We start from the raw sequence: 12479 nt of genomic DNA on the forward strand, positions 1-12479 counted from the left end.
GCGTTCCTCCCCCAGCGTCAGTTCAGCCGCCCTGCGTGCCTGCCCTCAGCGCATGGTGCGCGTCCTGGATCTGCACGGTCAGGGCCTGGCGGAGCCCATCCGCTGTAGCGCGGATGTTGGTCAGCGTCTTCTCCGCGGTGGAGACGTGCTTGCTGACGTCGTCGAAACGGGACAGCAGGTCGAGCAGGTGGTCCACCGCCGTCCGGGCGCGGCCGATGTCGACCGAGCTGTCGGCGCCGGTCTGCGCCGCCGCGAGGATGGTGAGCTCGCGGACGATCCCGAGGACCAGCGTCAGCAGCTCGGGCCGGTCGGCGGCCACCACCCAGCAGGTTCGATCCACGCGTGCCCAGCTTCCCGGGCCCGGTACATCGTCTGCCGTCTCCACCACCGCGAGTGCGCTGTGCGCACCGCGGACCCGGAGGGCGTCGTTCAGCTCGTCGCGGAACGCCCGCATCGACGGCCGACGCTGGCGGCGCTTGGCCTCCACGATGAGTACCGGCCGGGTGGAGGTGCTGGTGATGATGCGCACCAGCACGTCTCCGACCCGGCGGGTGGTACCCGGTGCCGGCTGGCTGCCCACGTGCTCGATGAGGTCACCCGTGGCCTGCGCCCAGCTGGCGACGCCAACGGCGACGCGGTCCTCCCAGTCCTTGCCCACGGCAGCGGAGTTCTTCCGCGCCGCGGCCTGCCCGGCTTGCTGGGCCTGGACCAGCGCCTGCAGCGCGGCCAGACCCTCGCCGAGTTCGCGCCGTGCGCCGTCGACGGCGGCGGTGAGGTCGCGTCGAAGGGCGCTGAGCGGCGAGGCCGGGTTCTCGGTGGAGACGACGGACCGCACACTGTCGCTGTGCGTTCGCACCACGGACTCGAGCTGGCCGAGGGCCTCCCGCTGGGCGGTCACGGCGGCCTGCCGGACGGCCTCGCGGACGTCGCCGGCACCGCCGGTGAGCGCCGCAGCGAGTCCCTGCTCGATGCGGCGGGGCAGGTCGGCTAGGGCGGCCTCGGCCGCCTGACGGGTGGCCTGCTCGCTGGCCGTCACCTGGTTCAGCAGCCCATCGAGCTGCGTGAGGGTGTCGGTGGCGCGCTGCTCCAGCGCACGGTCGAAGCCGGCCAGCGCCCTCTGCATCACGGCCGCGTGGTTGCCGCCGCTGCGCTGCAGCCCGGCGGCGACCATGCCGACGACCAGGGCCGCCGACACGGTGTCGGTCAACGCCTCCGGGCCGTGCTCCGCCAGTTCGCGAGCGGCGAGCGCGACCGTCTCCGGATGATCGAGCCGCAGGTGGCGGATCACCAGCTGATCGTCGAGGACGGTGACCGGCTCGTTGCTGCCTCGCTGGGCGGGGATGGCGACGGTCATCGCGGCGCCTCCCCCATCAGCAGCTGCGTGATCGACGGCAGGCCGTCGACCGCGCGCCGGCAGTTCAGGCAGTCGCTCGGCGCCGTGGACTGGTCGCCGGCGTGCTCGGCCTCCAACAGGAGGAGCTGCAGCACCGGCTGAACCTGCCGCCAGACCTTGCGGTGACGGTGCCGAAGAGCCTCCTCGACGCCGGTGAGGGCGTCGCAGAGCTCCACCTCGTCGGCACCGCCGTGGGCCTGGGCGGTGATGAACCGGACCGCCAGCGACCGCCAGACGGCCAGCAGCCGGCGCAGGTCGCGATCGCGGTGCGCGGCGTCGGCCGCGTGCTCAGCCGGCGCAACCGCCGGCAGGAAGCGGATGGATTGGGACACGAGTGCCTCCAGATGATGTGGGCGCCGTGTTGTCGGGGGACGAACGTCCCCCGACAACACGGGGGTGGCGTTCGACCACCGCCGGCCACCGTGGCGGCGCGGCTTCCGCACACAACCCCTGGATCACCGATCGCCGTCGGGATGCTGTTCGCGCACCCACAGCAGGCCGACCAGTCCCCCGGCGTCGACCTCCTCGGCGCGGGCCTGAAGGAACTTCCAGTCCTCGTCGGTGAGGACCACAGGTCCGTACGAGGCGTAGATGGCGTCGAGCGCCACGAACGGCTGGGCGCTCAGCAGCCAGGACGGCGCGCTGCAGCTGGTCCCGAAGTCCGCACACACGCATGACCGAGCGGAGCGGGTCAGTCCGCACGCGAAACAGGTCACGCAGAGCTCGGTCGCGGCGACGTCGAGCGGCTCCACATCGGGCAACCGGTCCGAGGCGGCCTTCAGGCACACCCGGTCGCAGACCATGACATGGGCGCCGCGACCAACAGGCACGAACAACACAGGAGCCTCCGTTGGGGCTCGGCCGGCGACCCGCCGGCGGGGACGACGCCTGCCGGCGACCGCCGCCGGACGATGCCGCCGGGGCCCGGCCGTGCATTCACCCCGCAGGGCGCGGTGCCCGCTCCCCTCCCCCGGCGCCCGGGCGCCGCGCACGGAGCTGGTTCCCCGGCGATCGCAGGCCGCTGCGGGATAGCAACTCTGGCTCTCGATTAGACGAAAAATCGCGAGTCAGAGTTGGCAGTTGATTGCCGTTCTCGCAGGTCACAGCACGGTGCCTCGGGTCCGCCGCGGTGCAACCGGCACCCGGCCCGCCACCTGGAGGACCGAAGTGCCTTCCCCGTCCGACACCGCCGTGACCGACCCCACCGGGCCGGCCCCCGACCTCGCCGAAGCACTGCTCACCCGGGGCGCGCAGGCGCTCGTCGACGACCTGGTCGAGGCCGAGCTCGCGGTCGCCGGCACCCGCACCGCCATGCTCGCCTCGGTCGAGTTCACCCCCATGCCCGAGCTGGGCGAGGAGCTGCCGGTCGACCTGCGCCCCGAGCTGGCGCTGGCCCGTGAGCTCGCCCGCGAGTCGCTGGCCGAGGCCACCCGGCGGGGCTACACGAGCGGCTGGAAGCAGTTTGCCACGTGGTGCGTCGAGCACGGCGCGTCGCCGCTGCCCGCTCAGCCGGGGATCGTCGCCGCCTACCTCGCGGTGCTCGCCGTCGCGGTCGACGAGCGCGGCGACGTGCTCCGTGACGAGGAGGGTAGGCCGCTGCGCGGCAAGGTGCCGGGCACCGTGGCCCTGCGGCTGCAGGCGATCAACAAGGCGCACGAGGCGCGCGGCCTGCCCATCCCCGGGAAGGACCCGCAGGTCGCCGCCGTCCTCGCCGGCATCCGCCGCACCTACGGCGTCCGCCCCGAGCACCAGCGCGTGGCGATCGACCTCGACCGGCTCCGGGCCCTGCTCGACGCCGTCGACGCTCCGCAGGTGGCTGCGCTGACCGCCAACGCCATCCGCCTGCTGGGCGGCCGGCTGGGCTGGACCGCCGGCCAGATGGCGAGGCTGCGCTGGCCCGACATCCGGTTCGGCGACGACCGGGTCACCCTGGACGCGCCAGCCACCACCGCCCGCGGTCAGGCGACCGTGATCACCGTCCGCCGGCACCGCAACCCGAGGCTCTGCCTCGTGACCGCGCTGGCCGAGCTGCACAGCCGGCGGCGGCACAACCAGGAGGTCATCGCCGACCCCAGCGGACGGCCCTACACCCGGCAGGGCCTGCACAAGGCCCTGCTGCGGCTTGCCGCGGAGGTGCCGGGGTGGCGGCCCGGTGCCGGTCCGGTCCCCGACCGTCAGCTGCTGTCCTGCCTCCCGGAGCCGGAGCAGCGCACGACCAAGCAGCTGCGCGACCGCGCGCTGCTGCTGACCGGCTGGTCCTGCGCCCTGCGCCGGTCGAACCTGACGATGCTCACCTGGCGCGACCTCACTCCCGAAGCCGGTGAGTGGGGCCTCCTCGTCCGCCGCTCGAAGACCGACCAGACGGGGGCGAACCCGCACCGGCACTGGCTGCCCCTGGCCGGGGACGACATGCCCTGCCCGGCGACGGCGCTGACCGCCTGGCACCAGGAGGTCACCCGCCTGCTGGGCCACGACCCCCGGGTTCACCGCCCCGATCAGCCGGTGTTCTGCCCGATCGACCGGCACGGCAACGTCCGGGTCGCGGCCGGCGGCAAGCTCACGTCGCTCTCCGGGGAGGCGATCAACGAGCTGGTCCAGGATCTTGCCTACGCCGCCGGTCTGGCGGTGCGGCCCACTCGGATCCGCGGCCAGCGCGTCTACCACCAGTGGGGCGCGCACGGCCTGCGCGCCGGGTTCATCACCGAGGGGCTTCGGGACGGCAAGCTGACCATCGAGGAGGTGCAGCAGATCTCCGGGCACAAGTGCCTCGAGGTGCTGCTCGGCTACCGCCGGGAGGTCAACGCCCGGGCGAACAACCCCGCGCGCAAGCTGTTCAAGCCGCGGCCCAGCTGATCCCCCGCTGAGTCTGCCCGGGCCGCGAGCGCCCCGGGCAGGCTCATTGCGCCACGCGGCCCGCTCCGGACGTTGCGGGTCATGCCTACCACCCGCAGCACCGACCTCACGCTCGGTGCCCTCCTGACCGGCCTGCGGCAGGCCGGAGACGACCGCCTGCTCGACGAGACCGTCGGCGGTGAGCACTGGGCCGTCTTCCGCGACTGGTGCCACACCCGCGGAATCGACGGCGACGTCGACAGCCTCGCCGAGTGGTGCGCGGTCACCGAAGCCGCCCTCACCGGCGACGACTACGCCGCCCTGCGGCGCCTCGCGCAGCGGGCACGGGCATGAACAACGACCACGACGGGGCGGTCGACGCCCAGGCCGGTGACCTGCTCGGCACCGAGCCCGAGGCCAGGGCACCCCGGTATCGCCCCCCGGTACCGATGACCGACCCCGACGAGCTGGACGCCGACATCGACCGGTTCCTCGCCGAGAACCGCCGCGCGAAGTCCACCCTGACCAAGCACCCCTACCGCCTCCGGGTCTTCACCAACTGGTGCCGCAAGACCGGCCGCTCCAGCGAGCTGCCCTACCCGCCGGAACTGGTCTGCGAGTACATCGCCGCGCTCGTCGACAGCAAGGCCCTCCCCTCGGGTCGGCCGCCGTCGCCCAGCTACTTCTCCCGGCTCCTGGCGGCGATCCGGCACGAGCACACCGACAACGGCTTCGCTACCCCGACGATGAACCCGACCGTCCGCGCCGTGCGGGCCGGCGCGAAGAAGCGGCTCGCGGACCTGCACACTCCCCGCCAGGCTCCTCCCCTGCTGCCCGACGACGCGGTCCAGATCGCGGAAATCGAGGTCGAGTCCACCCTCACCGACATCCGCCGTCGGGCGGCCGTTCTGCTGGCCTGGGACACCCAGGCCTCGGCCGCCCAGATGATGCGGCTCGACCGGAGCACCATCCGAACCGGCAGTGACACGCTCACCCTCCAGCTCCCAGCGGTCCTGTTCGGATCCCATCCCGCGCCGCCGGTGGACATCACCCTGCGATGCCGTCGGGCGCTCGACTGCGGGTACGCCTGTACCCTCTGCGCGCTACGGGAGCTGGACGAGCGGCTGCCCGACGCGGCAGGCCCCCTGTTCGCCTTCGTGTTCAGCCCTGACGGCACGGTCGCGCTCCCGGTGGACCTCACCGACCTCTCGGCGCGTCGCGTCGCCACGCGGACGCTCCGGATGGCGGTTCAGCGGGTCGTCGAGCGCTGCGGAGGGCCCGTCGCGCTCGGACCGGGGGGTCGGGTCGAGGTGAAGACCGACGACCCCGCCGAACGAGATCAGGTCAAGCGTCGGCTGGGCCTCGTAGCCGACCCTGCGACCGTCCAGTACGTCCGCGACCGGGCCGCGCTACTTCTCGCGTGGCACGACGCGCTCCGCAACATCGAGGTGCGGACCATGCAGCGGGGACAGCTCGAGAGGATCCGCGATGGATTCACGGTCGCTCCTGGCGTCCGCAAGACCCGCCAGGACGGGGACAGTGACCGGCTCTCCGTGGTCAGGGCCCGTGACGAGCGCCTGTGCGCCGTGCGCGCCCTCGAGGACTGGCTCGACATCTACGACACGGCCGTGGCCGCGTCGGGCATCGGCGCCGAGGGCTACGTCTTCTGCCCCGCCAACAAGGGACGCCTGCGGCCCGAGCGCCCCATGACCTACGACAACCACCTGACCCGGATCAAGCGGCTGGGGATCCGCGCCGGCCTCGACAAGTCCCTGAGCGGGCACTCGCCCCGGCGCGGTTTCGCGCAGACGGCAGCGGCCTTCAAGGCCACCGACGAGCAGATCCGCACGACGATGGGTCTGGAGACCCCAGAGCTGGTGGCGACCTACCGCAACGGCCCGACGGTCCCGTCGGCCGCGCCGCTGCGTCGCCTGCTCACGGGGGGCGGTGGGTCCGATGCCCGTTGACCGGCCCGAGGGCGTGCCCCTCCCCGTCGATGTCCGTGACCTGCTGTCGGACACCGAGGTGAGCCTGGTCGAGGAGTTCGCCGCCCGCCACGTCTCCGCGAGACGCCGCCGTCAGCACGAGTACGCGTTCGCCGCCTTCCAGCGGTGGTGCGCGCTGCGCCCCGTGGAGGCGTTGCCGGCGTCCCCGCGCGACATCCTCCGCTACCTGCACCTCCACCGTGACCGCTGGGGATGGGGACAGATGTGGGGGGTGGTCGCCGCGATCAGCTTCATGCACCTCGAGGCGGGTCTACTCGATGCAACCCGGGAGGGGCGCATCCGCGAGTACCTGTCGGCGGTGCGCCGCAGCAAGGGCCGGTACGTGGAGAAGAAGCAGATGGACGCCATCCGCACCGAGGACGTGGCGGCGATGGCACGGACGTTGGGCGCCGCATCCCCCGACGTCGCCCGCGTCCGCTTCGTCATCGCCATCCTGTACGCGACCGGGACGGACCGACTCGCCGACGTCCTCGACAGCGGACGCCTGCGAATCCAACTCCACGATGACGCTGCCCGAGTCAGCATCGGGACCCGCCGCGGCATCCTCGACGATCTGACCCCCGGCGCGCTCGCCGCCGTCTGCGAGTTCACCAGCAGCGGTGAGCACCTCACGAAGACCGACCAGACTGGGCTCGAAAGCCAGATCGGTGATGCCTGGGCGCGCGCGGGCCTCCCCGGCTCCTGGTCGAAGAACCTGTCCCGCCTGGCCCCGGCTGACCTGCAGTGGCTGCTGGCCAACGCCGAGCCCGGCTACCATGAGACCGCGCGCGCGGTCGCGTACCTCCTCGTGGGCCACGCGCTCGGCCGCCGTCACGCCGAGATGGCCAACCTCCTGCTCTGCCACCTCACCGAGCGTCCCGGCGGCTGGCAGGTGCTGATCGCCCAGTCGAAGACGGACCCGCACGGGCGTGGAGAGACGCTCCCGCTCGACCACGACGACGACAACGGACTCGACTGCGACACGATCTGCGGCGCCTGCGCCCTCGAGGCTCTGCTCGAGGTGCACCTCCGGTGCCACGGGCGGTCCCTCGCCGACTCGGCGCGGATCTTCCCGGCCGACCTGGCCAGCGGCGCGCGGTGGTCGACGGCCCAGGCAGCGCGCTTCCTGCGGACGTGGTGGGCCGAGACCGGGCTGGATCCCGAGGCGCGCATCGGCACCCGCGGCATCCGGGCCGGCACCGCCACGTCGCTCAGCGAGCGGGAGGTGCCGCTGATCGACATCAGCCAGATCACGCTGCACCGCAACCTGACCGTGCTGCTGCGCTACATCCGCCGGTACGACCCGGTCCGGTGGCACTACCACCTGCCCGTGTAGGTCCCAGCTCTGCATCCCAGGGCGATCACCAGCCGCGCTTCCACCAGATGTCTGCGGAGTGAGGCGATCTTCGGGCTATCCGCGGCTGAACAGGCGGCCCAGGAACCCGCGGCGCCGACCTGAGTCCTCCGCCTCCGGAGGAGGCGGGTCCGCCGCGGCCGCTGGCGAAGGGAGTACGGGCTGAGACTGGCCACCCTGGCCGGCTGTGTGGCCGGCGGCGGGGCGGTCGGCCGGCACGGCAGCAGGCGCCGCGGCGGGTGTCGGCGGCGCGTTGGTCGGGGCGATGCCGCGAACCGTCGGCAGCGCGGTTCGGGCCTCGGTGACCGCGGCGGCGTAGCGCTCGAAGGTCAGGCCCTCGGGCCACCGGTGATCACCGAGGCCGAGCTCCTGGGCGGCGGGTGGCCGGTCGAGCAGCTCCTCCTGCTGCACGAACCCGATTGCGACGTGGGCGGCGCGGCGCACCGCGCAGGAGCGCTGGTAGGCGTCGTTGTTCCCGGCGGCCTGGCTGTCGGGCACGTACCGGCCGCCGAGGACGTCGAAGACGCGGTTGCAGAAGGCGGCCCGGTCGTACGGCAGCAGCCGGACCCGGGTCGGCTCGATCGGCGGCGTGTGCCCCACGGCGATGTAGACGGCGGCCAGGCCGCCGCCGAACCAGGCGTTCGCCACCGGCTCGGCGAGCTTGGCGAACTGCTTGACGGTGGGCGGCTTGCCGCGGCCAGCGATGGCCACCTGCAGCTGCCGGGCGACCTCGCGCAACGGCTCCTCCCAGGCGCGGCGCAGCGCGGACTCCAGGTGCTGCTCGGCCCAGGCCCGGCGGTGCGTGACGATGATGTCGCGGAGGATCTCGTACCCATCGCGGCGGGTGCCGCCGCCGATGGAGACCTCGAGGGTGAACCCGGGCGCGATGTCACGCGTGTGCCGGTCACGGACGATCTCCTGCGGCCGGCCGAGGCGTCGTTCGGCGGCCTGCAGCTCGGTGAACAGCGCCGTGGGCACCGGCGTGCCCATCACGGCGAGCGCGGCGACCTCCTCCGCGTAGTGCCGGGCCAGGCCGGCCAGATCGGTGCGCGCGTGCGGGCCCTCGCAGATGTGCCAGGCGGTGACGGCGAGTTCGTGCCAGAACCGCAGCGCCGTGCCGAACGCGTCCGCCATCTGCTCGTGCGGCGAGCGCGCCGAGACGATCCGGTCGGGGTAGCGCGGCTGCAGCTGGCCGCTCCACAGCGTCTCGACGTCAGCCAGCAGGGACGCCGGCAGCAGCCGCTCGTACGCCGGTGGACGGAACGGTTCGCGGTCGCCGGGCATGAGCACGCCGTCGTCGAGCAGCCCGGTCAGCGGCCGCATCCCGGGGCGCTGCTGGGCGTGCGTCGCATCCAGCGCCGCCCAGAACGCGCGCAGCGCCTCGACTCGGCGCGCCGCCGGCGAGCCGGCCTCCTCACCACCGTGGATCTCCGCCCCGGCGGCGCCCGGCTGATCCGGCGCCGGCGACTGCACGTACAGCTGCGGCTCGGGCAGCGCGGTGGTGATCTCCTCACCGGCCGCGGGCTGCTCGCCGAGGTAGTCCAACAGCGCCAGCCAGTCCCCGGCGAAGAACGCCGCCAGCGTCGGCTGCAGCGCCTTCGTCAGCACCGCCCGCGACGACGGCGCCGCCTTCTTCGCCTTCGCGTAGTACTTGTCCAGCAGCGGGCGCATCGCCACCGCCCGCCACCGGCGCACCGTGTCCGGGCCGACCGTGCCGCGCAGCGCCTCGACCAGCGCGACGCGTGCCGCGGTCTGCTCCGCGGTAGTCAGCCGCGACCAGCCGTGCCCGGGCCGCATCGCGGTCACCGCCGCGGCGACGGCGTCGCCGGTCAGGCCGAGGGCGGCGTAGGAAGTCTCGACCGCCGCCCACGCCGCGTCGCGGGCGGCCGGGGCCAGCGCTCCGGAGTCCGGGCCGCGCAGCATCAGCGGCGCGAGCAGGATGTCGGCGAACGGCGCGAGCAGTGCCCAGCAGGCCAGCGCGTCCGGGCAGCCGGGCAGCTCGACCCGGCCGGCGTCGGCTGCGGCAGCGTTCATCGCCCACCGCGGCTCGATCCCGACGTATGCGGGCAGGTTCACCGCGCCGGGCTTGAGCACCACCGACTCCGGCAGCCACCAGGCGCCCTTCGCCCGCTGCGCCTCGAGGTCGAACACCTCGCGCGCGGTGGTCCGGGCGGCCGCCGGCACGTGCTTGAGCGCGATCGGTGGCGCGGACTCCAGGTCGCTGACCTGCACCGGCGGCTTACCGGCGAACGACGCCTTCATCACGGCGGCGACCAGGGACTCCACCGCGGCGAACCGGGCACCGGCGTCGGCCTCGACGGCCAGCCACTCCTCGGGAGTGGTGGTCGCGACCAGGCGGCGGCCGAGGTCGCCGCTCATCGGGTGCTGTCCTCCGCGGCGAGCGCCGCCATCCGGGTCCGGGCCTTCTCCGTCGCGGGGGTGTCGCCCTGCCTGAACCGCTCGGCGATCGGCAGCACCCGGGCGGCGTCGCCGAGCGCGCCCTCGGTCAGATACAGATCCAGCAGCGTCTTGAACGCGGTGACGTGGGCGTACTGCTGCCCGTCCTCGGGGTGGTCGTAGATGACCACCTCCGGACACGCCTGGATCAGCTGCAGATCCAGCCAGCACAGGCGCTCCAGCTCGGCGAAGACGTGCGGCCCCTCGCCGCCGCGCGACCGCATCTGGGACACGACCCCCTGGATGGCGAAGTGGTAGTCGGCCGGCTCCCCGGGCAGCTCGAGGACCTCGGCCAGGTTGCGCAGCACCCGCGCCGTCGTGGCCTTGCGCGAATCGGCGAGCACGTGGGCGCTCGCCGGCGACTCGGTCGTGTCCCCCCACCACAGGGTCGGCGGCAGGTCCGGGTAGCGGGAGATCTCCGGGCTGGCGTTGCGCCGCCGGAGCTTGGTGACGTCCAGCTCCGCCGGCGTCGCGTAGCTGATGCCGGGCACGGCCGCCAGACGCGCAAACCACAGCGGATCCTGCAAGCCCATCCCGACGACCTCCCCGTCACAGCGGCCGGGCGCAGTCAACCCGCCGCAGAAGGGTCGCAGCGCGCCGCCCGAGTTCCGTATCGGCGTCGGACGGTACGCGCTCGACAGCACGTTGTAGTGACCGTAGCCGGACGCGTGTCGGCCGCACGGAAGCTCTACGAAGACGCCGCTGCGGCGACTGGGCTTCGCCCGGTTCCTGTCCCCGCCTGGCACCGGCGCTCCCCCCGGAGCAGCTGCGGGGGCTCCTAGACAGTGGGCGGCGGTGCGAAGGCGGGGCCGTGCACCTCGACGGTGACCGGCCCGGCGTTCAGGCCGGGCAGCTGTGGTGCCGGCATTGCCCGGGTCAGCAGACTCCGTAGCCCGGCCCGGAGGTCCTCCGCGGCGTCGTTGACCACCAGGCCCCCGCCCGCGTCAGCGGAGCTGGGCTCGAGGCCGGGCTCCCCGCGGGTCTTGGCGGCGCGCTCGGCGGCGATGGCCGCGTCGATGAGCGCGTCCTCGCTGGCCGCGGCGATCACCGCAGGGTCGGCGACGGTGAAGGTGACCGTCAGGGTGGCCGTGACCTGCTGGCCGGCCGCGGGCACCGCCGGGACGTCGGTCGGGGTCGCCCCGACAGCGGCGCGTGCCCGCGCGAGGCGCGCGTGCAGGCTACGCGGGTGCGCGGCGTCGACGAGCACGTCGCGGGTGGCCGGGTCGCCGATCTCGGCGAACGGCGTGGACGGCAGGTCGGCGGCGAGGGCGGCGATCACGCGGTGGTCGTCGCATGGATCGGCGTCGACGCGCGGCGCCGGGCCGAGCGCGACCGCGATCCCCAGTGGCAACCGGGCGGTCAGGAACCCGAACGACTGGGAGCCGTAGGGCTCGCTGTCGGCGGTATCCACGACGTCGAAGGCGTAGCCGAGCAGCTCCTGGTAGTCGGCGAGCGGCGGGTCGAGGAAGCGGCCGCGCCAGACGATGATCTGCTCGGGGGCGGCCGCGCGCTCGGCGAGCTCGTCGCGCCACAAGTCGACCACCGCCGCGACCGGCGCGGGATCGACCCCGGCCGGACGGGTCGGCTCCAGGCGTCCGAGGCGCTCGGCCAGCAGCACGCCGGCCGCGGCGGCCAGGGCGGCGACGTCGTCGCGGACCTCCTTGCCGAGCTGCCAGCAGGCGGTGGTCAGCGCCTGCGCGGCCGGGGTGTTGGGGCGCCGATCCCAGGCGCGCAGTGCGGCGATCTCGGCGAGCGGCAGGTGCACGGAGACGTGCTCGGTCAGCGCCGCGGGCAGCCACTCGGCAGCGGTCAAGGCGGCCGGGGCGGCCGCGACGAGGTCGGCGGCCCAGCCGCCGAGGGTGATCCGCTGCGCGGGCACGGTCTCCCACGAGTGGGCGGGCTGCCAGGTGCCCTCGTCGGTGCGGGTGACGGCGGCGGCGAGCTTGCGGGCGGCGTCGAGCAGCTCGAGGAGTCGGGCGGGGTCGGTGGGGGTGCCGGTGAGGACGGTCCGCAGCTCGTCGAGGGTGCGCCAGTCGGTGGTCAGGGCACGGGCGGCGGTGAGCGCGCCGAACACGTCCGCGCCGCCACAGCAGCGCCGCTCCGGCTCCCAGCCGGTGGTCAGGGCATCGTCTGGAACGACCACCTCGACCTTCGTGCCGTTCCGCTGCGCCGTCGCGGCGTGGTGGCAGCCGCGGCCCTCGGCGGCGTGCAGCGTTCCGGTGCGGGAGGCAGCGAACACGACCCGGTGCCCGGCGAAGCCCGAGGTGTCGACGTCGCCGACGGCGAACGGCGGCGCGGGTACGGGCGGTGCGGCGGTCACGAAGGTCGCCTCCTCGACGAGTGGGCGCCCGCGGTGAGCACCAGCGGGTTGCAGTGTGCACGCTGCCGGGGACAGCGCACGGCCGATCGGGGGCCGGGTCGGCGCGGGCGACGGTGCGTGGCGGCCTACCGGCAGGAG

At 73.9% G+C, this 12479-nt stretch carries 10 protein-coding genes; 4 read left to right on the forward strand and 6 right to left on the reverse strand.

All coding sequences use genetic code 11. The features are described 5' to 3' along the window. Nucleotides 1-22 precede the first annotated feature (22 nt). The 3 genes from CHB94_RS21240 to CHB94_RS21250 all read right to left on the reverse strand — a co-directional run bounded on the left by CHB94_RS21240 (nt 23) and on the right by CHB94_RS21250 (nt 2223). Nucleotides 23-1354, reverse strand: a complete 1332-nt coding sequence (locus tag CHB94_RS21240) for a serine/threonine-protein kinase (protein ID WP_089338553.1) — start codon at nt 1352-1354, stop codon at nt 23-25. After that, complete coding sequence (locus CHB94_RS21245; protein WP_089338554.1) at nt 1351-1725, reverse strand: hypothetical protein; 375 nt, start codon at nt 1723-1725, stop codon at nt 1351-1353. Before CHB94_RS21245 ends, CHB94_RS21240 begins: the two co-directional genes overlap by 4 nt. Before the next feature lie 123 nt (nt 1726-1848). Continuing rightward, a complete protein-coding gene (locus CHB94_RS21250; RefSeq protein ID WP_141137593.1) occupies nt 1849-2223 on the reverse strand; it encodes a hypothetical protein in 375 nt (124 codons plus the stop codon). Between the two features lie 337 nt (nt 2224-2560). On the opposite strand from CHB94_RS21250, the gene CHB94_RS24685 reads away from it, so the two are divergent. From CHB94_RS24685 to CHB94_RS21270, 4 genes are all read left to right on the forward strand, one after another. After that, nucleotides 2561-4246 carry a site-specific integrase gene (locus CHB94_RS24685; RefSeq protein WP_141137594.1) on the forward strand — a complete coding sequence of 562 codons (1686 nt, stop codon included), beginning with the start codon at nt 2561-2563 and terminating at the stop codon, nt 4244-4246. Between the two features lie 81 nt (nt 4247-4327). Next, complete coding sequence (locus tag CHB94_RS21260; RefSeq protein WP_089338556.1) at nt 4328-4579, forward strand: hypothetical protein; 252 nt, start codon at nt 4328-4330, stop codon at nt 4577-4579. Next, nucleotides 4576-6192: a tyrosine-type recombinase/integrase gene (locus CHB94_RS21265; protein WP_089338557.1), complete on the forward strand. Its 1617-nt coding sequence runs from the start codon at nt 4576-4578 to the stop codon at nt 6190-6192. Before CHB94_RS21260 ends, CHB94_RS21265 begins: the two co-directional genes overlap by 4 nt. Beyond that, nucleotides 6182-7546: a site-specific integrase gene (locus CHB94_RS21270; RefSeq protein ID WP_089338558.1), complete on the forward strand. Its 1365-nt coding sequence runs from the start codon at nt 6182-6184 to the stop codon at nt 7544-7546. The genes CHB94_RS21265 and CHB94_RS21270 overlap by 11 nt, the downstream gene beginning before the upstream one ends. A 75-nt stretch (nt 7547-7621) precedes the next feature. Here the strand turns inward: CHB94_RS21270 and CHB94_RS21275 are convergent, their stop codons facing one another. The 3 genes from CHB94_RS21275 to CHB94_RS21285 all read right to left on the reverse strand — a co-directional run bounded on the left by CHB94_RS21275 (nt 7622) and on the right by CHB94_RS21285 (nt 12341). After that, nucleotides 7622-9943, reverse strand: a complete 2322-nt coding sequence (locus CHB94_RS21275) for a hypothetical protein (RefSeq protein ID WP_089338559.1) — start codon at nt 9941-9943, stop codon at nt 7622-7624. Beyond that, nucleotides 9940-10554 carry a hypothetical protein gene (locus tag CHB94_RS21280; RefSeq protein ID WP_089338560.1) on the reverse strand — a complete coding sequence of 205 codons (615 nt, stop codon included), beginning with the start codon at nt 10552-10554 and terminating at the stop codon, nt 9940-9942. Before CHB94_RS21280 ends, CHB94_RS21275 begins: the two co-directional genes overlap by 4 nt. Before the next feature lie 245 nt (nt 10555-10799). Continuing rightward, nucleotides 10800-12341: a hypothetical protein gene (locus tag CHB94_RS21285; protein ID WP_089338561.1), complete on the reverse strand. Its 1542-nt coding sequence runs from the start codon at nt 12339-12341 to the stop codon at nt 10800-10802. Nucleotides 12342-12479: the final 138 nt, after the last annotated feature.

The sequence above is a fragment of the Blastococcus mobilis genome, assembly GCF_900188025.1.
GTDB lineage: Bacteria > Actinomycetota > Actinomycetes > Mycobacteriales > Geodermatophilaceae > Blastococcus_B > Blastococcus_B mobilis.

Excerpts from the sequence above, each read along its gene's own strand:
- CHB94_RS21240 (WP_089338553.1), bottom strand. The coding sequence starts at position 1,354 with ATGACCGTCGCCATCCCCGCCCAGCGAGGCAGCAACGAGCCGGTCACC.
- CHB94_RS21260 (WP_089338556.1), top strand. The coding sequence starts at position 4,328 with ATGCCTACCACCCGCAGCACCGACCTCACGCTCGGTGCCCTCCTGACC.
- CHB94_RS21265 (WP_089338557.1), top strand. The coding sequence starts at position 4,576 with ATGAACAACGACCACGACGGGGCGGTCGACGCCCAGGCCGGTGACCTG.
- CHB94_RS21270 (WP_089338558.1), top strand. The coding sequence starts at position 6,182 with ATGCCCGTTGACCGGCCCGAGGGCGTGCCCCTCCCCGTCGATGTCCGT.
- CHB94_RS21275 (WP_089338559.1), bottom strand. The coding sequence starts at position 9,943 with ATGAGCGGCGACCTCGGCCGCCGCCTGGTCGCGACCACCACTCCCGAG.
- CHB94_RS21280 (WP_089338560.1), bottom strand. The coding sequence starts at position 10,554 with ATGGGCTTGCAGGATCCGCTGTGGTTTGCGCGTCTGGCGGCCGTGCCC.